The organism is Proteinivorax hydrogeniformans, from assembly GCF_040515995.1.
GTDB classification, from domain to species: domain Bacteria; phylum Bacillota; class Proteinivoracia; order Proteinivoracales; family Proteinivoracaceae; genus Proteinivorax; species Proteinivorax hydrogeniformans.
In genome coordinates this window covers 1,316,721-1,341,738 of the sequence record NZ_CP159485.1, presented here as the reverse complement: position 1 = coordinate 1,341,738, position 25,018 = coordinate 1,316,721, and the positions used below count along the sequence as shown (strand labels likewise).

General features: G+C 35.0%; 17 protein-coding genes and 1 pseudogene. All 18 read right to left on the bottom strand.

Going from position 1 to position 25,018, the window contains the following annotated elements:
• Positions 1–219 precede the first annotated feature (219 nt).
• Positions 220–2,322 carry a glucosaminidase domain-containing protein gene (locus PRVXH_RS06370; protein WP_353894466.1) on the bottom strand — a complete coding sequence of 701 codons (2,103 nt, stop codon included), beginning with the start codon at positions 2,320–2,322 and terminating at the stop codon, positions 220–222.
• A 146-nt stretch (positions 2,323–2,468) separates the two neighbouring features.
• Positions 2,469–3,371, bottom strand: coding sequence for an ATP-grasp fold amidoligase family protein (locus tag PRVXH_RS06365; RefSeq protein ID WP_353894465.1), 903 nt, complete (start codon positions 3,369–3,371; stop codon positions 2,469–2,471).
• A gap of 47 nt (positions 3,372–3,418) precedes the next feature.
• Positions 3,419–4,642 carry a CDP-glycerol glycerophosphotransferase family protein gene (locus PRVXH_RS06360; RefSeq protein WP_353894464.1) on the bottom strand — a complete coding sequence of 408 codons (1,224 nt, stop codon included), beginning with the start codon at positions 4,640–4,642 and terminating at the stop codon, positions 3,419–3,421.
• Positions 4,643–4,734: 92 nt separating this feature from the next.
• The gene (locus PRVXH_RS06355; protein ID WP_353894463.1) at positions 4,735–6,051 is read right to left on the bottom strand and encodes a CDP-glycerol glycerophosphotransferase family protein; all 1,317 of its coding nucleotides are present in this window, start codon (positions 6,049–6,051) and stop codon (positions 4,735–4,737) included.
• 41 nt (positions 6,052–6,092) lie between these two features.
• Entirely contained in the window at positions 6,093–8,924 is a 2,832-nt protein-coding gene (locus PRVXH_RS06350; protein ID WP_353894462.1) for an acylphosphatase, read from the bottom strand.
• Positions 8,905–11,757, bottom strand: a complete 2,853-nt coding sequence (locus tag PRVXH_RS06345; RefSeq protein ID WP_353894461.1) for an acylphosphatase — start codon at positions 11,755–11,757, stop codon at positions 8,905–8,907. The genes PRVXH_RS06350 and PRVXH_RS06345 overlap by 20 nt, the downstream gene beginning before the upstream one ends.
• Positions 11,758–11,776: 19 nt before the next feature.
• Complete coding sequence (locus PRVXH_RS06340) at positions 11,777–13,402, bottom strand: sugar-transfer associated ATP-grasp domain-containing protein (protein ID WP_353894460.1); 1,626 nt, start codon at positions 13,400–13,402, stop codon at positions 11,777–11,779.
• Positions 13,403–13,446: 44 nt separating this feature from the next.
• Positions 13,447–14,232 carry an NTP transferase domain-containing protein gene (locus PRVXH_RS06335; protein ID WP_353894459.1) on the bottom strand — a complete coding sequence of 262 codons (786 nt, stop codon included), beginning with the start codon at positions 14,230–14,232 and terminating at the stop codon, positions 13,447–13,449.
• Between the two features lie 27 nt (positions 14,233–14,259).
• Positions 14,260–15,741 carry an ATP-binding cassette domain-containing protein gene (locus PRVXH_RS06330; protein ID WP_353894458.1) on the bottom strand — a complete coding sequence of 494 codons (1,482 nt, stop codon included), beginning with the start codon at positions 15,739–15,741 and terminating at the stop codon, positions 14,260–14,262.
• A 16-nt stretch (positions 15,742–15,757) separates the two neighbouring features.
• Positions 15,758–16,534, bottom strand: coding sequence for an ABC transporter permease (locus tag PRVXH_RS06325; RefSeq protein ID WP_353894457.1), 777 nt, complete (start codon positions 16,532–16,534; stop codon positions 15,758–15,760).
• 702 nt (positions 16,535–17,236) lie between these two features.
• Positions 17,237–17,488: a hypothetical protein gene (locus PRVXH_RS06320; protein WP_353894456.1), complete on the bottom strand. Its 252-nt coding sequence runs from the start codon at positions 17,486–17,488 to the stop codon at positions 17,237–17,239.
• Positions 17,431–17,790, bottom strand: coding sequence for a hypothetical protein (locus tag PRVXH_RS06315; RefSeq protein WP_353894455.1), 360 nt, complete (start codon positions 17,788–17,790; stop codon positions 17,431–17,433). Before PRVXH_RS06315 ends, PRVXH_RS06320 begins: the two co-directional genes overlap by 58 nt.
• A 56-nt stretch (positions 17,791–17,846) precedes the next feature.
• A complete protein-coding gene (locus PRVXH_RS06310; RefSeq protein WP_353894454.1) occupies positions 17,847–18,128 on the bottom strand; it encodes a hypothetical protein in 282 nt (93 codons plus the stop codon).
• Between the two features lie 160 nt (positions 18,129–18,288).
• Positions 18,289–19,701 (bottom strand): annotated as a pseudogene (gene dgt, locus PRVXH_RS06305) (dGTP triphosphohydrolase); the annotation flags it as partial.
• Between the two features lie 164 nt (positions 19,702–19,865).
• On the bottom strand, positions 19,866–20,798 hold the full coding sequence (gene galU / locus PRVXH_RS06300) for a UTP--glucose-1-phosphate uridylyltransferase GalU (protein WP_353894453.1): 933 nt from the start codon (positions 20,796–20,798) through the stop codon (positions 19,866–19,868).
• 90 nt (positions 20,799–20,888) lie between these two features.
• Complete coding sequence (locus PRVXH_RS06295; protein ID WP_353894452.1) at positions 20,889–22,058, bottom strand: nucleotide sugar dehydrogenase; 1,170 nt, start codon at positions 22,056–22,058, stop codon at positions 20,889–20,891.
• Between the two features lie 120 nt (positions 22,059–22,178).
• Positions 22,179–22,622, bottom strand: coding sequence for a metallophosphoesterase (locus PRVXH_RS06290; protein WP_353894451.1), 444 nt, complete (start codon positions 22,620–22,622; stop codon positions 22,179–22,181).
• 553 nt (positions 22,623–23,175) lie between these two features.
• Positions 23,176–24,390, bottom strand: a complete 1,215-nt coding sequence (locus PRVXH_RS06285; protein WP_353892797.1) for an IS110 family transposase — start codon at positions 24,388–24,390, stop codon at positions 23,176–23,178.
• Between the last annotated feature and the right edge of the window lie 628 nt (positions 24,391–25,018).

The window sequence follows — 25,018 nt, the reverse complement described above, 5'->3', positions numbered from 1 at the left end:
CAACACACCTCAAATCTTACTTTTTTTAAACCCAAGGAACTACTCTATCATCTGTATTATATCATATCTGAAACGCAATGACACAAGCCCTAAAGGTTACTCCCCCCTCACCTCACTGAGGAGGGGGTACTGAGCGGAACAAAGTAGGTCTAAAAAAACGAGTAGCATAAAATACAAATAAAAACTAGGACAAGATTTTACCCCTGCCCTAGCTAATCATTACTTTTCTTCTAAATATTTAGGAATATCAAACCTTAGTACATAGGTATCTAGTTGATCATAGTATGATTTAATATTACTTGTTTGTTTCACAGCCCAACCTATGTCAGTGGCATACTGATGGGTTGCGGGAGTAGCAGGGTTCCACCTCATTTTGTATAAAGTGTCTTGTTTATAGGTGGGGTGATTTACATACATTCTAGAAATAAATCTAGCTCCACCTATAATCGCATCTTCAGGTGTAAACCAACCTGCTTCATATGCATACTCAGCCCCTAACCTGTGAGGATCTCTATCCTTAGCGCCTATCCCATACATATTATACACTACTTTAGGTTCTACTTCTTTTCCATCTACTTCATCAACTAGGATGCCCTCAGCTAGATCAGATGTGCCATTACCTGTTTCAAGCAACGCATGCGAGATAAGGTATAGCTCATTAACATTATGTTCTTTTCCAGCCGCGATAAAAGCATTTCCCGTCCCATGAAGTGTTCCTTTATTATTTAAAATCCTATCAAGCTCCTCTGCTTCAACTTCAGCACTTCCAGAAAGGATTAAAAACTGGAACATATGATCAGGGACATCATTACTGCTAACTGCAGAGCGTAATACAAAGTCGCCATGTACCCAACCTTTTCTACTTCCTAAATTAATTTTATACCAACCATCACTAAAATCAACAAACTCGTACGTAGCTCCTCTACTTACACTTGTTATTCTGTCGTAACTAGTAGAAGGCCCTCTCCTAACATTTAAAGAGCTGGCATTGACTACAATTTGGTCTATGCCTTCTTCAGGATAAAAATTGAAATTTTCAGGGTTTAAGTAGTACTCTACATCTTCACGCTTAGCACTTTTCCAGCCTCCCCCATATAAATCAGTTTGAGGGTTTACTGCCATTTGTTTATCTAAGATTTCCTCTAAAGTCATGTTGTATTTTGTGTAAACTACGTTATGGTCATCTAGGCCAACTGCAAAACTTATTTCATCAGAAATTTTAATGATGCTTGGGGATGTGATTTCTAGCCACTCCTCTAGGTCATCTCCATTTTCCTCTTTACCAAAATAAACGTTAAAATCATAGATTCCTTCTGACAAAAATAAGTTAAAGCTTGTTTCATATTCAGAAAAGTCTATAGGTACAGTATTCGCCTTTACTACTTTACCTGCAGCATCTTTTACTTGATAATATAAATATTGATACTTTGACTCATCATCAACATCACTGCTGCCCTTTATAGTCACCCTGTTATCTTTTATTTCAAATTCATAGCTTACATTATGCTGCTCATCTTTATGCTCATCCTGCTCATCATAAAGAAAGGAACGTGTATAAGAATTTTCCATCTCAAGCCAATCTACAATTATTTCAGTTGTTGCTACAGACGAGCCATCTTGTGTGCTAGCCTTAATTTTTGCTCTACCAGGTGATATAGCAGTGACCATACCGTTTGAATCAACTTCGGCAACTGTTTCATCACTAGATGCCCATTCTACCTTTGTGTCCGATTTACTATCAGGTAAAACTTTAGCATTTAACTGAACAAAGTCATTAGGCTGTAAAAGACTTAGCGAAGAGTCCAAAGACACCCTAGGCTTACGATCTACCAGCCCTGCATCCATTTGTAGGATTTTAATAGCATCTGATATACCAACACTTCCACTTTTGGTTATATCAGCAGCGATACGTTGCCCCTTTGTAAAGCTCTCTAGCTGCGCATCATAGCGTAAGATTTTGATAGCGTCGGAAACATTTGCACGACCATCGCCGTTTACATCTCCACTTAAATAGACATGTACATCAACAACCCCTACACTACTACCGGCTTTGAATACTTCTACCTCAGTTGTTCCAAGAGCCTGAGGGATTAGTCTGCCATCGCTAGCGACTTGCAAAACTTTCGTATCTTTACTACTAAATCCCAAAACTCCATCATAGTCCTCGCCTATTATGAAGTGCTCTTCCATAATGTCAATATATATTTTTTGATCAAAATTTATGTAGTCGGCTACATCTCCTTCATTAGCCCATACATCAAGGGGCGCAGTAAAAATAAATAATACAGTTGTTATTATGACTAATAAAATTTTTTTCCCCACATAAACAGCTCCTCCCTATCTAATGTTGTAAAGCCCCTTTTACGTGACATTCAAATAATTATTCTACATAAACTTTCAAAAATCCTGCTTTTAACAGGCCATAAAACAAAAAAAGCCCAAAGACCTAAGGTCTTTGGGTTAGGTAGTTAAACTTTAGTTTTAACTTCAGGTAGATTAAACTCTCTGCCAAGCACATAGTCAAAGTTATCAGGGTAAAAGGATTCATACCCACTTAACAAGTAAAAAGTTAACTCTCCAAAATAAACTTTATTGTTAACCCAGTATAGATCAACTCTTACATGTGGAAACTCTTCCGAAAGTCTTTGAGCTATTTCTAGCATTTTTTTAAGTCCCTCTGGTTTCTCTATGTTATCACCATAACTGGGAACGTCACTTTCCACTTCAAGATAATTCCAGCTTACATCATAAAAATTTCTCTTATGATTAGTGCTTCTATTGACATCTACCCAGATATACTTTACTTCCCCATCAAAGCATAGAAACTTGTAGTCTTTCAACTCACTATTTACATCCTGTGAATCTTTTAAAAATTGTTCACACACTATTTTAGGCTCAATATTATAATAAGCCCATTCTCTACCTAACTTTACAGACTTTTGTTTTAGCCAGGAATTTAATGTATTCACTGTATCTCTTATGTTTAACTTCTTTTTGTTTCTACAGATTATATTTGTGTGACTACCATTAGTTGTTTTTAGGACAAACTCATCTGGTAGTTTGTCAAAATCAATCTCTTCAGCGCAATCATATGCACCGCATAGAGGAATTAAAATTTCCTCATAGCCTTTACTAGCAACATATTCACGAACTCTATACTTATCAGCACATTTTGTCATTAAAGGATCTCTATAAAACAATTTATACCACTGAATCTTTTCATTAAACCTTTTAGGATGCTTTAAATTTAATATTTTTCCAGTCTTTATCCAGTACTGCAATCTCACCATAACTTTGTCTGGGATAAATTCAAGCCAACTTAGTATTTTAAATCTTAGCTCTTTGCTTTTTATAATCTTTTTATAATTCAAGCGGCTCCCCCCAAGTCTCTCCCTATAATTTTAAATAAAAAATAATCTTATTTTAAAGCCGAACCAACATTTTCGCTTAGAACGACATCTGATATCTTTTTACAACTATCACCTGTTTCATAAGTCATTGCTAGCTGTTTAATTGCTCTTCTCTTTTGTTTATAGTTATCCTGATTATTTAATATTTTAGCTATTTGTTCTATGGTTTCTTCTAATGTATAAGTTATAGGTCCTGCTGCAAGTACATCCAAATCATAATAAAAACCTCTATCTACGGTTTTGTATTCATTATAATCATAGGCAAAATGAATGATAGGTCTGTCTAGTAGAAGATAATCAAGGTAACAGCTAGAGTAATCTGAAATCAGCATGTCACTTATCAATAGTAGTTCATTTATCTCCTCAGTTTTACATACTTTGAAAATATGCTCATCTGCCCTCTTTGACTTATTTCCGCTATCTTTAAAGTGCATCTTTTCTATTATGATTGCATTGTTTTTATTTAATTCCTTTTCCAGTTTGAGTTCATCTTTATTTTTAAGCTCGGAAAAAGAAAAAGTTGGCTTATTGTCCCTGAAGGTAGGCAGGTAAAGTATTATTTTTTTATCTGTAGGTATAGCATACTTTAGCTTGTACCTTTCCTTTATAACTTGTATATAAGAGTTACTACGCTCTTTTAATAAGAAATCGTTTTTAGGTTGGCCACTGGCAATTACCTTATCGTTTGTTATGCCGTTATTTTTAAAGGCTGATAGAAGTTTTTTTGTATTTAATTCTGATGAAGAGATAAAGTAGCTATACTTTTCATAGCTATTTTTTCCCAACTCATAATATAACTTTTTTAAACGCGACCTTTTATTTGTAGCCAAGGTTTTCTTCAATCCAAAACCATGCCATAGCTGAACAAAGGTTGCGCCTTTAAAAAGATTTATCAGGGCTATATCTCTGTAAGTATTAGAAATAAATACATATTTAGAGGTAAGTGCATAATATAAACTTTTTAATGTATTATATTGCACAAATTGTACATTTTTATGGTTTATTATATCGATATCTTTAAGATGTTTTTTCCCACACCAAATAATCTCGATGTTTTCATTGTTTTTGAGGTAGTCTAGTAGATGCATAGGATTGTCACCAATTTTATAACCGCTCCAGGATCCGAACATGATTCTATTTGGCTTTCGTTTTGAAAAACCACTTAGGAAATAAAATACAGTATTTAACACTATACTGCCAAGTATTAAGCTGTTTTTAATGAAATTCTTCATAAGTTCCTCCTACCTTTGTGCATACCACGTAAAACAAACAGAACTCAAATTTAATAAATCTTAAATAATCTATCAGTCGTTTTGGCTAAATCTTAAACGTCCATTTTATTATGATTATTCAAATTAACCTTACTCTGCTCCTTAGTGGAGTTAGATAGTATAAAGTTATCTTTAATATACTCCCATATTCTCTTGGAAGCATCCCCATCTGCATAGCTGAAGAATTTCTCCCTCATATTGTTTCTGCTTTTCTCGTATATATCTGTGCCTTCAACTACACTATTAAAAATCTCATTTTGTAAATCAAGTTGTTTATATACCTTAGGTCCTGGGGTTGTCTTTTCGTAGTCTACTAATAACGCTCTTTCTCCATCTATATAATCTTGGCTATCATATGGATAGAAAATTATTGGTTTGTCTAGTAACAGATAGTCTAAATATATAGATGAGTAGTCTGTTATTAACAAGTCTGTTATTGCTAAAAGTGGATATATATCAGCATGTTTGTCATATTCTATTATGTTTTCTAGCCCTTGTGTTTCTAAGTTGCAGTCGTGCTTGTAATGTAGCTTAATTATAAACTTTATTTTGTGCTCTTTGGCAAATTGATTGAGCTCTTTTAGGTCTAATTGGTATAGATCATTTTGATGCTTTCTCCAAGTTGGAGTATAGGTTATCAGCCTATAGCCTTCTTCTTTTAGCTTTTTGTATTCATCGATGGAAGTCCCGTCAAAAGCTAGGCCTTTTTCTAAAAATTGTTCATTAAAAAAGATATCATTTCTAGGAAGACCATTAACTATTAATTCTTTGTAGTTGAATGCCTTCCCTCTTGTTTCAACTTGATAATCTGAACTTAAAGCGACAAGATCATAAGGGGTGTTTTCTTTGCGAAAAGCCTTATGAATCTTGCTTAACCTTTGGTAATTTGGTTTAAGCAGTCCTATTGTTTTTAATCCTGTTCCATGCCATATTTGTACTTTTTTTGCCCTGATTAAGAAAAAGTATTTAAGGCCTGTGGCCCATTCATTTCCATCAACTATAACAATCTTAACCTGTAACAACTTAAGTAAAGTTGTTACAGTAGGATATTTCCATGCCTTAAGGTTGCTTTCCTTTAACCTTTTATAAGTTAAGTCTTTTTTTGTTAGAAATATAAATTGATTGTTTTTACTATCTTGATCGTTTAAATAAAGGTATAGATACTTTAAATTACCTTCGAAGTCGCCAAATCTGCTCGTTAATACCACATAGTTTTTCTTTGGCACTACATATGAGATTGGCGCAATTAAAAGGTATCCCAAAATGGTTTGTGTTGCCTTGTAAAAAGCTTTAATAGTTTTTCTTATAAGCCTATAAGTTACCAAAGCTACCGTGTTACTTTTTAACATCAGTTTTAGTTTTTCTAGCAATGCCTTCACTCCTATGTGTATAAAAGTAAGTCGAATAATAGTTATTCACCGATCCAATATATCTTTCCAGCTAAGCAAAGTCTTTGGATTATTATTTTAGCGAGGTTAACTGGTTTACCTTTCCATGGGAAATGAAACTGAGCAACTGATGGGTTTGTATCTATTGCATTGACTATCCATTTTTGCATGTTAATTGGATTGTCTGGTTTTGGTATTGTCATATTAACAGCTGCAAACAATAAGCCTGGTATTGAATTTACGGCATCTGTTGCTTTCTTTTTAAAGTCATCATGTAAGGTGTCAGTTATATCTACAGTTTCAAAAACACCTTTAAGAACGATACTTTCTCCCTGCTTGGGTATATCCTCTAAGTTTAGTTCTGAATCCCGTAGCTGCTGCATTACAGCATCGTTTTGGGCTATTAACTTAGATTCATAGAAAGGATTCTTAGATCTAAATGTGTCTATCTCATCAATTAGTTCAGAAACTGTTGATTTTCCATCACCATGTAATTTTACGGGAGCTATAATTTGAGCGCAAATAAATTGCCCATCAACAACAGCTATGTTAATATCAAACCCATCTATTTTTTCTTCTATTAATAGATTGTTGACACCTCTTTTTAGTGCCTTTTTCCAAACAGATTTTAGACTTTTTTTGCCTTTCACAACATGTTTTACCAAACTGTTTGATTCTAGGTAAAAACTATGTGGCTTAAGCTCGGTAACTGTACAGTTTTGAGGGAAGTTTTTATAAAAGTTTAAAGCTTTTTTAAGATGTTTAGCTTTGATAATAGCTCCTCTAGGGACTGGTATATTATTGAATGCCATTAATTTTTTAGACATATATTTTTTCTCGCAAGCCTGATCTGAAAAAATTGAGCTATGTCTAATTCCAGTTATACCTGTTTTGCCATCTTTAGTTACCTTTATTAGGTCTTCATATGCATGCTCAGCGCAGTACCCTAGGTCCCTAAATTCTTCCACAAACAATTGTATGTCTAAATTCTTTTTAATTACTTTTGGATTATACCTTGTAACCGGTAATTTGATGTTAGAAAACGAGTTGGATTTCTCTATATGATTAACACCTAGTGTACTATCATATAAAACTTCAAATCCGCTTTCCTGAGGTAAATCTCCTTCATGTTTTTCAACTAAAAGGCCGTCCACAGAACCTAGGTGGGTTTTAGTTAAATTCCAGAGTTTATCTAAAAACATCAAGATATGATGCCGTCTACCTTCAGCTATTATCTCCGCCTTTTTCTCAGCATAAGAAATACGGCCATTTAAATTAAGATCTTTTGCGAAGCTTTTTATTAACTGAACAATGTTATTATCTAACAAACCGGTTAGTTGAATTTTCTTTTTATCTTTAGGGTATGAATTATCGTATTTGTCTTCGTTAAACATATAATCCATAAATTCTTGTGTTGTATCGGTAGGTTTGCCGTACATAGGAAATCTAACCATAAAAATATTTGCTTTAGAATTTACCTCAACTATGCTACATTTTTGGTTTAGGCGAGGTTCGTCTATGGATTCCACTAAAAGGTCAATTCCACAATAATCCTGTAACCCAACTGCTTTTGCAGCCTGCTCAGCTAACCTTTTCAAGTCAGGGTGAGTATAATTAGTAATAGCTATACTATCCCCACCAGCTCCTAAATTAGCTTTTAGATGTAGAAAAACCACCTCATCCTTTTGAGGAATAGAATTCATAGTATGACCCTGACGTTTTAAAAATTGCAGAGATGATGTGTCAGGGATAATTAGTTTTTTTGCTAGGTGAGGGTTTTGTAGTCTTTTTTTGTTCTTAGCCTCTATTAGCTGTTGAACTGTTTTTGTGCCGTCTCCAACAATGTTGGCAGGAATTCTTAGAAGCACTGTAGAGGCTTTGCCACCTATAACGTAAACCCTTAAATCGACACCTAGTACTAGTTCTTCTAAAATTATTTGGTTGTGATATTTTTTCGCAAAGTTCCATGCGACTTCTAACTCTGTTTCACTCCTAACATCTACAGTAATTCCCCTCCCCTGCCTACCATCAGCAGGCTTAACAACTATGGGGTGATTGCATGATTTGAAATAGTTTTTAGCTAAATGAAGCTCAGTAAAGCAATCTCCCTCAGGTGCATGCAAACTATGGGCGGTTAAAAATTCTTTTACTAAATGTTTGTGGTTAGTGAACGTGTCTGTTATATTTGAGATTTCAGATGTAATTGCCTGCTGAAATCCTACTACTTCACGTGGTGAAACTATATAGTTTGACCTGCTAAAGCTTGTCACAAATAAATTTTTATCATCTGCCACTCGCTTTACATCCACGCTACTATTAAAAAAATTCTTTTCTTTAAATTTGTTAGTTTTTTGGAGTATATCACTCTTAGAATTTAGGTGATTCAACGTTTCTTTAATTAGATTGGCAGTTTCTTGAGACCAAGCAACTTGATCTACATTTTGATCATCGTTAGTTTCAGCGGTAATTGACGGTTTGTTAAACCATAGGGTTTTTACATTCTCTACTTTTGCATTTATAGGTCCTGCCCACGCTAGTCTAGCCACTTCTTCTATTTCAGAGGCTTTCCCAACTAACACTGCTTCAACGTTCTTATTTTGATTAATTTTGTCATAGCAGGAAAGCTCTTTACTGCGAGCTTTACGACGAAGCCAGCTACGGTAGCCAGCTTTTGACAGGTCCCCCTTTATGTGCAGGTACACCGCTGATTTATCGTTAGCAATTATAGTGGTGATTCTACGTTTGATAGGAGATGATTGGTAGGGAGTTAATTCATACTCTTTTGGGTGAAGTAAAATACAAAGTGCTTTATAAAGCTGCATTTTAATTCTTCTTTTAGCTAGTTTGGTTTTCATTTTTTACTCCTCCCTTCCCATTTAACCACTTGGCATTTGGTAGACAAATATCAGAAATAACTTTTTTTGTCAGATTAAATACCTCGCCTTTTAAAGGGTAGTGGAACTGATCCACATTAGGGCTAGTATCTATATTGTTTATTACCCACTTTTGCTTATTGGCTGGTTGATTTGGGTAAGGCACGACCATGTTAACCACCGCAAACTGTAGGCCTGGGATTGCTGCTACAGCTTCTACCGCCTTTTGTTTAAAGTCTGTATCTACTATTTCATCTATGTTATGTGTTTCGCCTAATAAGTCAAAGTCATGTTTGTTTTCTAGGTATACTCTTTCCTTTTTAGGCAAAATATCATCTAGATTATATCCCCTATTAGCAACATTTTTCCTAGTCTTATTTAAATCTATTTTAGTGGAATATGCAGGATTTTGGGATAACAGTGAGACTTTTTTATCAATCAGTTCAAATAATAATGTTTTTCCATCTCCATATACTGATATAGGATTAACTAGCTGGGCAAAAACAGCCTTTCCAGCTACGACAGCGATTCGTAAGTTATACCCTTCTACATATTCCTCTAAAAGAAGATGCTTTGTCCCTTTTTTTCGCGCTTTCTTCCAAAGCTTTTGAAGCGTCTTTATATCTTCGATTTTATTTCTTTTCACACCTAAAGGATTTAGGTCTGTTAAGATGAGCGAACGATTTTTTTTGTTAAAATATTCTACTGCATTTTCTAGTTCGCCAGTCTTAAATTTAACTCCCCGAGAAACTGGCAGTCCGTTGATAGCTAGTATTTTCTTTGCAAAATATACTCCATTACAAACTTGGTCACAAAAAATAGAACTATGCCTTGTTGCTGTTATGCCAACATGCTGCTCTTTGTTAATTTTGATTAACCCTGGATATACTAGCTGAGGGGTGTAACCCTTCTTTCTGAACTCTTCTAAAAAGAGAGCAGTGTTAAGGTCATCAGTGTAGTGGTTACTTTCGTTGGTATAATTATTATATGGAGCACATTCAAGTTTGAGGTCTCCCGTAGATAGATCACCGTTTGAATTGGCAGGATTATTAACAGAGTCTTCTCTATCTACAAGTACAGATTTTTTAACATTTTGATTGCATTCATCTACTTGTATCCCATCAATCAGCGTTCCATTTAAGGACTTAATTTCCCAGAGGTAATCTAACAATGAGTATATCTTATTTTTTCTGCCAGAAATAATAGCTTGTACAGAGTTATCAACAAGTTTGAAACTTCCCTTAACCTCTAACTTTTTTGCATGTTCGCTGATATAGTCAAGAAAGTCAGCCTCAATCAGTCCGTTGAGCACAACTTTTCGAGTAACTAAAGGATAACAATTATCTTTTATTTGCTCAGGGAAAAGGTGGCTTATAAATTTTTCGGTCATATCCACTGGGTTTCCAAATAACGGGTATTTAACATTGTAAATATTTGCTCTTGTATTAACTTCAATAATGCTACACTCTTGTAGGTGTCTTGGGAGGTCAAACCTCTGCACTAAAAGGTCTATGCCACAGAAATCCTCTACTTCAAAGGTTTTTGCTGCTTCCTCAGCTAACTTTTTAAGGTCAGGATGAAAATGCTCAGTAACAGTGACGCTATCCGCACCGGTTGATATGTTGGCTTTAAGATGTAAAAAAACTATCTCCCCTTTCGGTGGGATGCTTTCTAAAGAATACCCTTGTTTTATAAGAAAATTTTCTGTATATGCATCTGGTATTATAGGCGCTTGAGATAATCTCGGATTTTTCAACCGTTGTTGATTTTTTTCATCAATCAAATCTTCGATGTTTTTTTGGCCATCTCCAACTACATTAGCAGGTACTCTTAAAAGTACTGCATAAACCTTGTAGCCTGATAAAAGGACTCTAACGTCTACACCGTGTACTAGTTTTTCTAAAATAATTTGATTATTATACTTTTTAGCATAGTTCCATGCAGTTTCTAACTCATCTACACTTCTAACATCTACAGTAATACCTCTCCCCTTTAGACCATCAACAGGCTTGACTACGACAGGATAATTACAACTTGTTAAATACTCTTTTGCTTTATCTAAACTAGTAAAAACCTCACCTTCCGGAACTGGTAATCCGCCATTTGACAAAACCTCTTTCGCTAAGTGCTTGTGTAAATCTATTGCTCTAAATGTGGTGGAAACTTTTGAGCTCTGTGAGCCCTGAAAGCCAATTGCGCTGTTTGGCGAAACCGCATATACGTTGCTATAAGAACGGATGGTAAAAAGGTTCTTATTAGAAGCAACTCTCTGCACTTCTCCTGGGTTATCTATTACTTTCTCAACGTTAAATTCGTTTGGCTCTTGGTTAGTAACACCAATATAATTAAGTATGTCCTTATATAGATCTGCCGTTTCCTTTGACCATTGTATAACGTCTTGACTATCTGAGCTGTTTTTACATAACAAAATTGGTTTGTTAAACCATTTTTCATGCACTTTGAAAACTTTCGCTTTTTTAGGTCCAGCCCATGCTGTCCTTATTAGCTCTTCAAGTTTTGCTGGAGAACCGATAATTGTTGCCTCTATTGTTTGAACGTTACGTTTGACCACTAAGCAGTCTAGCCCGCTAAGTCGAGCCTTGCGCCATAACCACTTCTTATAATTAGAGCCTTTAAGTTCCCCCTTGATTAATAGCTTTACAGCGGATTTCTTTCTTCCGGGAACTATCCTTGTAATTTTTCTTTTTAAAGGTGAATCAGCGTACGGATTCAACCCTTTACCATTAGGCGCTAGAACATTACAAAGGGTTTTATAGTAATGGATTTTTGCAACTTTTTTTATTTTGTTTGCCATATTTTTATAGTGCTCCCTTCTACCTTAATATTTTGAAGCTTTTATTTACTGAGTCTAGTGAAGTGGAAACTTCTATTGAATCTACCTTTGCATTTTTAGGCCCAATTTTAGCTAACTTCACGATGTCTTCAAGAGCTTTACCCTTACCATTTATAACACCTCTAACTGCGTTATCAGGAGTGTTTTGAACCCAGCCATTTATATTAAGCTCTTTGGCTCTCTTAAAAAGCCATTTGCGATAACCAACACCCTGAACTTTGCCATAAATTTTTAGGGTTAGTGTTTTTCGAGTCTTAAAAAGAGGGTGGGTTATTTTTTCTTGGACTCCGTTTATTTCTAGTTTACCATTGTATAATGTTTTAATAGCTTCTTGACAATAGTTCGCTACAGCTGTTCCAATTGACATTTCCCCAAATGAGGTTTTGTGTGCTTTCTGGATAAAACAGATCCCTGGTTGACTATTCCCTTCTAGAACAAGAGGCTGGTCTTCAGTTATCAAAATGTCCCATCCAATTATAAGCCTATATCTAAATAAATTGTGAGCCCTTGCAACTAGCTCCTTGACTTCATTCCAATGCGGTATGGTTTTATTGGAAATCAAAGTGCCATTCAAATCATCTACTGATTTACCAATGTTTTTATAATTTGTATAAAATGCAGAACTTAATTTACCTGAAGCAACTTCAATAGGTGCTACCATTCCTCCTGCACTCGCATTATCAACTATTGAATTTGAATCAATAGAAAACCTTAGCATAGCTTGATCTATTTCTATGTCACCGTTCTCTTTGACATAAGAAAGCACCCTTATCGTCGGTGTAGCATTTTTTCTAAATGCTGCCAATTCAGGGTGAGGTAATATTAGTGGTTGTACCAATATAGAGCCACAGATATGTTTGTTTGCTAAGTTTTTTAAGCGGTCTTGTAATTGATTTTTATCAAGTTTTTTACCTTTTGGACTTTTAAAACATCCTTTTTCCCAAAACCAAACTTCAGCACCCTTTCCTTCGTTATCTACATTGGGTTTACAAAAGATATCTTCTTCTGGTAAAGTGCTATAATCTTGGGTGTAATATTTGACAGTCCCACCAGCTACAAACTCCATGATTACTGGGACTGTAGGAATATCATTTTGTATACAGAAATGAGAAAATTCAACTTTGTTTCCTAGGGACCATATTTCTGTCCCACTGTTTGTGTACTGTCCGTAAGTCGTAAGCAGTTTGAATACCCCATTTTTCAGTGCTCCTTTATTTACAAACCTTCTTGCGCGCTTCAAACCGTCTTTTTGATAAAAGCCTTGCAGATAATAATTTTCAGAATTTATAGAAAAGAAGTAGGCAAGGTAAAACTGTTCAAGAGCTTGCCGGATTCTACACTTATGCAGGGTGGTTACTCTTGTGTTAACTTTCCTTAACCATTTAAAAATATCTTTACTAATTTTAAATGGTGAAACTAAAAAAGCTAGCACAACTTTGCACCGACTTTTAAGGGTTCTGCTATTGCGCCAATAATAGATAGAGTAAGCCTTATGGATTATGTCAGCTGGATTTTTATCAGAGCGTCTAAACATGGAAAAAATCAACAAATTTGCTAGCATGTTAGGCTTTTTGTTTTTTTTAATTTTATATAATCCTTTAGCCATAACATCCCTTCTTTCTTTATTACTACTGTTTGCTAAAAATAAAATTATAACGATTGAGCATTAATAATTTCCAGTTCCGCTGGTGTGTCCATTTCGTCCCAACTTTTTATATCTACTTGTAATAAATCTATTTTAAAATCACTCTTTATTTCGTTAAGAATGTTATGCCAGTGGTAGTTCTTTTGTAGTGTTCTTGAGTTCATTAGCAGTTTCTCTAGCTTTTGTTTTAACGACAGTTTGCTTTTGTGTCCTTTCACACATAATACGCCTGCCGATTTAAAACATCCATTCTCAGGCCTTATATGCTTTCCAACCTCTGTAAATTTACCATCTTGATCCAAAATCACTTTCATGTCGTCATTCTCAAAATTACTTGTATAACTTGTACACAAGGCTGCTTCTAAGCTATCTGAAATAGAGGTTTGGTTAAACCAACTGACAACCTCTTTAGTTAGTGAAGGTTTTAATAATGTATCTCCATTTACAATCACCAAGTTCTCGTTGCGGGATTGAAGAAGACCTAACCATAAAGAAATTATCGGCCCAGCAGTGTTATAAAATGGGTTGTATACACAATTGTCTTTTATGCCCATTTTTTGGACCTCATCATGCACTTTGTTTGCGCCGTGACCAATAACAGGTATTGCATCTATATCTAATTTTTGATTTGAAAAAGCCTTTAAAATGTGGCCAAAGATACTTATTCCATCATCACAGCGCAGTAGGCTTTTCGGCCGGTCTGCTGTATAGGGTCGCATCCTTCTCCCCTCTCCGGCCATAAGAACGACAACATCAACCTTTGTTGTTTTACTTAATGGTACTTGCCCCATATTAACCCTCCTATAATAATCCTTTACTTATCTTTTTTCCTTTTTTGTTACTTGTTTCCTATACTGATTTACTGCTTCTTTAGGGTCACCATCAAAGACCAATTCACCTTTATTGATCCAAATAGATCTAGTACAAACTTTTTCTACAAATTTCATATTATGGGTTACAACGATAACAGCCTTGGCATCAGTAATCATTTCTTGCATTCTTTCGCTGGCTTTAGCCCTAAACTCCATATCACCAGCACTAAGCGCCTCATCAATTATAAACAATTCTGGCTGAATAGCCGATGCTATACTAAAACCCAGCCTTGATCGCATACCACTGGAATAGTTTTTTACGGGCTTATGGATATGCTTTTCTAAGTTTGCAAACTCGATAATTTCATCCTTTAACTCATGGATTTTCTTTTTTGATATGCCCATTAACATACCAACTAGTATAATATTGTCCATGCCTGAAAGATGTCGGTTAAAGCCAGATCCAATGCTTAGAAGAGCTGTTGTAGCACCTTCAGTATGCACCTCGCCTTCATCAGGCCGATAAATGCCACTTAAGGTTCTACAGAGCGTGGATTTGCCAGCTCCGTTGTGACCAATAATACCGATAATGTCTCCTTCGCTTACTGAAAAACTAATATTTTTCAAGGGCCAAAAGTCTTCCCCCTGCATTTTAAACTTAATTCCTAAATTTTTAGCAATTACTACCTCTTTTTCTTTAACATCGCTCTCAGTCTGTTTTAAGTTGACTACTTTCTTTTTTTTCATTCTTTTAGGTACAGCTGCTCTATATTTTGCAGCAACATCTTTAGGGTCACCTTCAGCTTCAATAGAACCGGAGTTTATCCAGATAGCTCGGGTGCAATTTCTTCTAATAAACTTTATGTTATGGCTAACGATTATTACCATCTTAGCCCTAATCACTAACTCATTGATCTTTTTTGTAGCTCTTTTACTAAATTCAAGATCTCCGGTGTTTAAAGCTTCATCTAGCACTAAGGTTTCAGGATTTAGCATAGCTGCTATACTAAACCCTAATCGGGCCCTCATCCCGCTGGAGTAGTTCTTTATCGATTCATCAATAAAATCACCAAGTCCAGAAAATTTATGGATTTCATCAAAGTATTCTTTAACTTGTGTCCTAGACATTCCCATCATCATGCCATTTAAATAGACATTATCTCTTCCAGAGAGCTCTCTATTAAATCCAGCTCCCATAGAGAGCAAGGCTGAAACCTTTCCTTTTACTTCAATTTCACCAGAATCTGGGTGTAGTATCTTAGCTATAACCTTACATAAAGTAGATTTTCCAGCACCATTTGAACCTATGACACCTAGAATCTCCCCTTTATAAGCTTCAAAACTAATATCTTTCAAAGCCCAAAAAGACTTTTTGTCTGTCTTTCCCAATAACAAGTCATGACTTAAAGATTTTATATCATCTCTTTTAAACCTAGAATCATATTTGACACCTATATCATTTGCAGAAATTATTGTTTCTTGTTTCATTGCTACACCCCATATATTATAAAACTTTTATAATCTTATGTTCGTTCTTGTTATAGAAGTAAAGCATAAACGCAATAACCGCCATAGATCCTAACCCTAATATAATTAACTGAGTAAAATTTGGAAGTTCTCCATACATCAAAACATTTCTATATGCATTCAGCAAGTGTGAAAATGGGTTGATAGTACCTATCCATTCGTAACCCTCAGGTAACATATCAGCTTCCCAAATTACTGGAGAAGCATACCTCATTATGCGCATTAAGTGAGTTATGATGTTCTCTATATCTCTTATAAACACACAAACATAACCCATAAATAAAGATATAGCCATATGGAATAATAACTGTACTAAAATAATGAAAGGAAGCCAAATAACCTCCACTCCGGGAATTATTCCATAAAAGAGCAAAAACACTGCTATAACAGCAAGTCCAAATATAAAGTTTATTAATTGAGTTATACTCTCACCTATTGGCAATATCGCCTTAGGTAAATACACCTGAGTTATGATTCCAGACTTTGATGATATAGATTTTGCAGAGCCACTAACAGTTGACTTAAGCCACCTAAACACAACTAACCCGATTACCAAAAATGCTGGATAGTCTGGACCTCCCCTTCCTAAAACAATTACTACTAAAAAATAATATACAAATACACTTAATAAAGGATCTAGAAGCCACCAAAAATAACCCAAAAATGTGTTTCTATGTTTTGACTTAAGACCAGAAATAATTAGATAAGAAAGCAAATCTTTTCTTTGAATTATTGAATCTATATATTTTTTCATGATATCTACATTCACACCTCTCGCTACTTTAAAGATATTATATAAAAAAGTTTGATATACCTCCCCCAAAAAAGAATGATATATAAAATGTAACGGCTCTAAGATTTATTCAACAAATAAAACCATAACCCTTTCAAATTAACAATGCTAATATAATTTGAGGTGCTAAGTTCCCTATACTAACAAATATTATAACACATTTTTTGACTCAAAGTATACACAAAATCATCGGTCAGCTTTATGACAAATTATAACTTCTGATTTAATAGCATCTAATATTATACCATATACCTACAATGTTATGGCAAAAGCATTTAACTAAGAAAAATAAATTGAACTACCTTACTAGCATCACATATAAATAATAGGCTTTTGAACTACCGTTAAAGGTATCTGTGGGTTGCGCTAACCTTACCCTCTAGTAAAATTAAGCTGTGAAAGATAGCAAAAATTTTATATAACAAAAGTGAAAAACAAAGTTTTTTACTTTTTTCACTTTTATTTACCTAAATCCCTATTAAACTAAGATTGAAAAGTTAAGATTCTACATGTAATAAAATGGGACAAAATCCCCGTCCATGCTTAGTTCTCTGTACCTCTCCCTCGAGTCCCGAGATGGCAAAAATCCTATAGTTCCTGTTTCTTTGTTTCGTATTCATTTCACTTAAGGCTCATGTATTATAAAGTCTATGCCTTCAATATTTATAGTAAATTTCTTAGCATCGGAGTACCCTTAAAGATTACTACTCCATAAGGATATTTTGTATCGATATATTTATCTTCTTGTGAATTATAAATCAAAATCCCCTCGTCTTTTTTATCATCCTTTACATTTATGTCAAACTTAGGCATTACAGAATCACGTTGGTTCAATGAATCATTAGCTAATGAAAGATTTAAATAAACTGGAAAGTAAGCATCTCTTTTAGCAACTTCAGCTTTATAGCTATGCAATCCAATTTGCCCCCCCTGCTAAAACCCTCATCAAAACTCTCATTAATAAGGCCTGCACCAACTATAGTTGTATCCTTAACAGGGCTTCCAGAATCTAGGTCAAATTGATAGCCTGCAATACTAACTTTATAATCTTCTAGTTCTATAGGGACTTGCTTTGTAAGTACGACGTTGTCATTTAAGTATTCACTATCAGTAGTAGTTGTTTCTAGCGCTACGGGATCGACTTTTTCGGCTTCAATATCTGTGGGTGTGCCACACCCCACCACAAAAAGGATGCAACATTGCAAGCCTGCCCCCAAAATTTCCCCTCTTTTCCCAAACTCCGTAATACCCATTTAAAAAGCAATAAAAAATTTCATCTTTTTTTCTCAGGCAAGTATTCAACTTCTAAGTCATCTTCTAGTACTTTTATAACCCGCCAAGCATAAGTGCCAGCACAAGGTATGCTTCCATTTGGTGTGTCTCCATTATTGTAATGAATATGGCCATAGGCAAAACCATACTTTCCATCCGGTTTAAAGACAACTTTATTAACTATACACCAGTTACAATTACTCCAACTATTCCTCATGACCATGATCTTTTTCAGATCATGCTTCTTCGCCAAACGCAATATATTATCATATTCGTAGTCCATACTGGACCTCCTTTCAGCCCTACTATCGATTTAGTATTTCTAGTTCATTCTAAATCAACTCTATCAACTCAATTATTCTATCGTTATCATTACCTGAACCTTTTAAAGTTAGTTCTGTTACCCCATCAAATTTACTCTCAACCTGTTTGCCATGCTTATCCTACCTTGACCATTTAGAATCAACCCCGTACAGTAAGTTATATTGATCTATTGCATATTGATCCGTCATTCCAGCAAGATAATCTGTTATGGTTCTTAGAAGGCATGTGCTGTACAAAGATGATTTTTCTTTATGAAGATCTCTTAGGATAGTTCTCAACTCACCAGGCTTATCTATATTATCTTTAATTTTATTAGTGTAGCACGACTTATTCTGTTCCGATATGATAGAAAGATAATTATTAAATAGAGACTTTATTGTTCTGTCTTGCAACTGTTGAGGATTATTAGTATAGGCTTTAGCCAGTTGACGTAATATGAAATCAGATTTTCCATCCATCTTTTGCGCAAGATGTGAGTTAATTATCCTAGCATATAAATATTTCTGTAACTTTTTCTCTTGTTTTGCGAAATCATCACAGTAATTGATTCGTTTTTTCTCCTCTGCAACTATTAAACTTCGCTTTATTTTATAAAAATCACTAGAAGTGCATATATCATTTTTAATTTTTAATTCTTGTAGATTTATTTCTACCTGTTTCCTTAAACTGTTGGATAAAAAATTAACAACAAATTTATTAAGTATGGGTAAAAAATATTCTTTTTCATCTTCATCCATTATGTTATTAAGTAGTAATTTATCTTCTCTTGACAAGAAAGCACCAAAATCATCTCTAAATTTACTAACAATGTCATCCTTATCTAGTATTCCTGCGATAATTCCATCCTCTATGTCATGGTGTCTCTGGGCTATCTCATCTGCTATACCTACAATAAACGCCTCATATGACCAGTCCTCTTGATCATCTAATATTTCTTCATACTTCTTGTAAAAATTTCTTGACTGCTTTCCTCCCTTTGTACATTCTTTATCCTTACGTCTATAGCCACACTTTAGCAACTTACAATCCTTATCTTCATTTGAATAGTCGCAATTTGAGAATTCTACATCAGTGTGGTTTAAAATCCCCCATAAAGTTAGCTTTGTTAGGTTTAAACCACCGGAAAAGTCTTTATTAAGCTTTTCTAAGGAGGATAAAACTCTAATGCCTTGCCAGTTATGTTTAAAACCTTTCTCTCCCTCAGGAGTTTCAGTATGTAAGTTATTTAATTCATAGCAACCATTCATTAGCTGGTTTAAAAACCGTTCTCCTACATGACCAAAGGGAGTATGTCCAACGTCATGCCCCAAGGCAATTGCTTCGGTTAAGTCAATATTCAGACCTATGCTCTTGCTTAGAGTACGTGCAATTTGGGCTACCTCTAATGTATGTGTTAATCTAGTTCTACAATGATCATCGAAACCAGCTACAAAAACTTGAGTTTTACCACTTAACCGTCTAAATTCTTTTGAATACAGGATTCGGTCTCTATCTCTTTCAAACTTAGATCTGTACTGATGTTCCGGTTCATCAAGAAGTCTTGTAGTATACTTTTCTTTTGCCGCAAAAACTTCATATTTTGTTTCTTTTGTTTTTCTACTCAATACAACTCACTCCTCTTATAAAATTTTCACAAACTCAAACTATCCAACTAAAGCTAAGAACCTCGGGCATACTTAGCCCGAGGTTCTTAGCTTTAAATTATTTGCTTTTTCTTCTCACAAGCTGCGGTTGCTTGTTCTGTTGTAATTCTGTTGCCTGTTTCTTTTTTCACTATATCTACTAAGTAGTTTAAGAAATCTTCTCTTAAATCTTCACGTTTTAAAGCAAACTCTACTGTAGCTTGTAGGAAACCTTGCTTATCTCCTACATCATGCCTTCTTCCTTCAAAGATATAGGCGTACATTGCTTCTTTTGTGGCTAGTTCTTTTAGGGCATCTGTCAACTGTATTTCATTGCCTTTGCCTGGTTTTGTGTTCTCTAGGATATCGAAAATTTCAGGGTTTATTATATACCTACCCATAATTGCAATGTTTGATGGTGCATCTTCAGCTGCTGGCTTTTCTACTAGATCTTTTACCTTGTATACTCCACCTTCGATGTGATTCCCTTTTACGATACCATACTTATCTACATCTTGTTTAGGAATCTCTTGTACCCCTAAAATTGTGGTTTTGTACTCATCGTACATCTCCATCATCTGCTCAAGGCATGGCTTGCCATTTTCAACAATATCATCACCAAGCATAACAGCAAAAGGCTCGTTTCCAACAAAGCTTTTAGCGCAATGGATAGCATGGCCAAGGCCTTTAGGCTCTTTTTGGCGTATATAGTGGATAGTCACCATGTCGGATATTTGGCGAACTTGCTCTAGCAGTTCGTCTTTACCTTTTTTCTCAAGTTCAAGCTCTAACTCGATGGATTTATCAAAGTGATCCTCAATTGAAGTCTTGTTTCTTCCGGTGATAATTAATATCTCCTCAATTCCAGAGTTGACAGCTTCCTCTATAACGTACTGAAGTGTTGGCTTATCTACAATTGGCAACATTTCTTTAGGCTGCGCTTTTGTAGCAGGTAGAAATCTGGTTCCTAACCCTGCTGCTGGTATTACGGCCTTTCTTACCCTCATATTATATCCCCCTCATTATTTTCACTATAGCAGGTAAATCAAAACTTTAAAATCCTAATTCAAAGTATATTCTTTAGGATATATAGTATACTAGTCTCTGCTAAATAAGTCTCTTGTATAAACCTTACCTTCCACATCTCTAATCTCATCAGAGAGTCTATTAGTTATAATAACATCAGATTTTTCCTTAAACTCAGCGATATCTTTCATCACCTTCGAGTTATAAAAATCGTCCTCTTTAAGAGCTGGTTCATATACCACTACTTCTATACCTTTGGCCTTTATGCGCTTCATCACACCTTGTATGGCCGACTGCCTAAAATTATCAGAATCTGTTTTCATTGTAAGCCTGTAGATACCTACAACCCTTGGTTTTTTCTTAAGTATCATATCAGCTATATGATCTTTTCTAGTTCTGTTTGCATCTACAATGGCTGACATGATATTTTGAGGAACATCTTCATAATTAGCAAGAAGCTGCTTTGTATCTTTTGGTAAGCAATATCCTCCGTATCCAAAAGATGGATTATTATAATGATCTCCTATCCTTGGGTCTAGTCCAACACCATCGATTATCTGCTTTGTATCTAATCCCCTTACTTCAGCATACGAGTCTAGCTCATTAAAAAAGGCAACCCTCATAGCTAAATAACTGTTGGCAAAAAGCTTTATTGCCTCAGCTTCCGTAGAGTTGGTTAATAAAATAGGAACATCTTTCTTAATTGCCCCTTCTTGTAGTAAATTCGCAAAAACTTTTGCTCTTTCTGACTGCTCTCCAACTACAATTCTAGATGGGTAGAGATTATCATATAAAGCTTTGCCTTCTCTTAAAAACTCAGGTGAAAAAATTATATTTTTAGTATTAAACTTCTCTTTAACTTTATCTGTAAATCCAACCGGTACAGTGGATTTAATTATCATAACAGCCCTCGGATTAACTTTCAAAACTTTTTCAATAACCCTCTCAACTGAGCTTGTATCAAAATAATTCCTATCTGGATCATAATTGGTGGGCGTAGATATTAACACATAATCAGCATCTTTGTAAGCCAAATAGCTATCAGTAGTAGCTTTAAGGCTCAACTTTTTTGTTGTCAAATATTCACCAATATCTTGATCTATTATAGGCGACCTTGTATTATTAATCATTTTAACTTTCTCTTCGACTATATCTATTGCAATAACATCATTGTGTTGAGCAAGTAACACTGCATTAGATAAACCAACATATCCAATCCCGGCAATGGCGATTTTGCTCAAGTAAATCCCCCCTCTTTGTTTGATACAGTATAAAGATTATATACAGCATTTCTTAATAATTATAACATACTCTCTTGCTATATAAATTAATCGAGTTTCTAATTTAAAACAAAGTCAAGGCTAATTCTTTAATATCCCAGCGATTAGAGTCAAGTCTGACTCTAGCCACGGCATATTCCCCCGTAGCCGATAGTGTTTGTCTACACTGTAGGCACCGCCTATAACAATACTCTTTTTTCCTTCGAAATCATAAATTTCACCATCAGCCGCAAATAGAATATTTGGATATTTTTCTTCAAAGTAAGCAAGTTCTTCATTCCATATTTTTTCCTCATAACTATCAATTAAATAAGGACGCTCCTCATGATTACCGTGAACACAAAATAGAGTAATAGGAAGCTGCGCTAACTCCTCCTTTAACTCAATATCTCTTTCATTAAGATTATAATTAATTCCAGCGTCTCCTAAAATAATCATAGTATCAGCCTGAGTAGTACTATATTCATCGCAAAACTTCTCAATTCTGCTAAAGTCTCCGTGGGTATCACCTGTTATGTAAATCATTTGAGATTTCCCCCTACCCTTAAGAAATATTTACTTCAGTATCCTGTGACGATTCTCTATACTATAACAATAGATGATAGTTGATAAATGAAAAATAAGAGATTTTGAGTGGTGATATTAATATCTTATCTATCACCTTTCATCTTTCACTTATCATCTGCTCTTTATCACCTTTCATCTATCATTTTTCATCCTGCTCTTAAAACCATCTTTTTTAGATGATAAGTAATAGATAGCGACCGTGAAGGAGCACATATTGATTCTCTATGGTTTATATCTATCATCTTTCATCTATCACTTATCATCTGCTCTTATAACCACCTCAAGTATGATATTATTTTAGCTATTCTCCAATAATGTTTGAAATCCTTTATAATAAGCAGAAAAACATCTCCCGAAATAGAGATGTTTCACGAATTGCAGTATTACAGTCCTGAACATCCCGTACGTTTTGTCAAGTTTCTTTATAATATGTTTATTTTTAACTTTTTTTCTTTTAAATGGATATAGTTGAACATAAGTTCCCTTAGTTTAGAAAAAGTGTTTTTAAAAATTACGCAGCTTTACTTGTTTCTTTTTCACGACGTTCATATTTTCTATTGTTTTTGATCATACTCCATATTACTCTTGTTAAATGCCGTCCTAAGGACCGCAGAGCTTGATTGTATTTCTTGCCTTCATCACATTTTTTTTGGAAGTAAACTTTAGATTCATCAACCCTTCGCACATGATGCTGCAGTGCTTGCATCATAGCTTTTTTCGCATGTTTGTTAACTTGTTTAGGTGATTTTGTTCCTTCATATAGGCCAGAACTATTGTCAAGAGGAGCCATACCTAGGTAGATTGCTAACCCAGCCTCAGAGTCAAACCTACTAATTGTACCTATTTCTGCAGCTATTATTCCAGAACAAATAGGGCCAAAGCCTGGTATGCTTCGAATAAGAGAGCCCAATCTTGACTGCCTAACTAATGATTTGATTTGTTTTTCTAATTCAATTAACCTTTCTTTAAGGGCTAATAAGCGCGAAGCATCTTCTGCTATCATAGGGCCTACCCACTCTACTTCTGAGCCAAAGCTAGCTTCCTCTTGCCACCTTTGTAACTTTTTAGCATGTCCTTTACCAACACCTTGAATCTTGAGTATTGTCGGTAATCTAAGTCTTTTTAACTTACGCAAGTCCGGACGACAGCTCAAAAAGCGCAGTACATAAAAGGCATCCACAGATGCAAACATTTTCAAAAAACCTGGGCATACAGATTGCAGATCTGCTTGCATTCTATTTTGTATTATAACTTTTTCTTTAACTATCTGATGGCGACGGCGACTAATACGTTTTAATTTAGTTTCAATCTCAGATGTGTTATGCACTTCTTGAAGCACTTCCTTGCCTTGTTCCATCATTGGGGCCATCATCATAAGGGTGACTATTTGTCTTGCATCCATGCGGTCATTTTTCTCTGGTGTAGCGAAGATTTCTTTAAAACGGGCAAACTTTAGGTTATTAACATTTAGTAACATGTACCCTTTATCTTTAACCATTTGATCTAATGGCCGAGCATGGCCATTAGTCCCCTCCATACCAACAACTATGTCTGATACTTCATAAGCTTGTACAAAAGATGTTATTTGATTAAAGAAATACCTAAACCCTTTCTGGCTATGGGGTATCTCAAAATCCTTTAAAATATCTCCTGCTAAGCCTATAGCTACATGATGATTGTAATAACCTACGTCTACACCAACTATCATCTGCTGACCTTGCATCATTCTCCCTCCTATTTTTTATTTGCACCCAATTAAAGTTGTAATCCAACGTTACGTCTACTAGCAGAGCCACTTCCCGTAGGACGGCATCATCCCGGTCAACGTTACGGACACAACAAAAACGAGGGCGGCATTTCAGGACTGAGTTAACTCATTTCTGAGCAACTGACCCCGCGAGCCACACCCTCGTTTGCTAATCATTATATCAGTTTATATTATAATTTAAAGGGGTGTGACTCAATTTTTTAAAGAATCAGACCCCTTTAATCACAAATTTATACGTAATATATTAGGGGTCTATCTCATATTTCCATGGTAGACCCCAAGACTTTTCTTTCATGATCTTATCTATCTGACTATACTTTACAGGAATTTTATGATAGGTGGTAAACTAATTCGCTAGCGAAATGGCTCTAACTGGTACACTTTTAGGATAGCATTTACATTATCATCATTTCGGATTCTTGGCTGGCCTGCCATAGTACTTTGATCAGCTTTTATGTGATTAACTTCAATGTATGATTTTTGGTGATTCTATTGTATAATATTAAATAGAAGCTTAATCGATTGTTTGGGTCGTTAAGCATTGAAAAAAGCCTCCTTTTTGTTTGTTTATGGTGTTTTGGTCAAT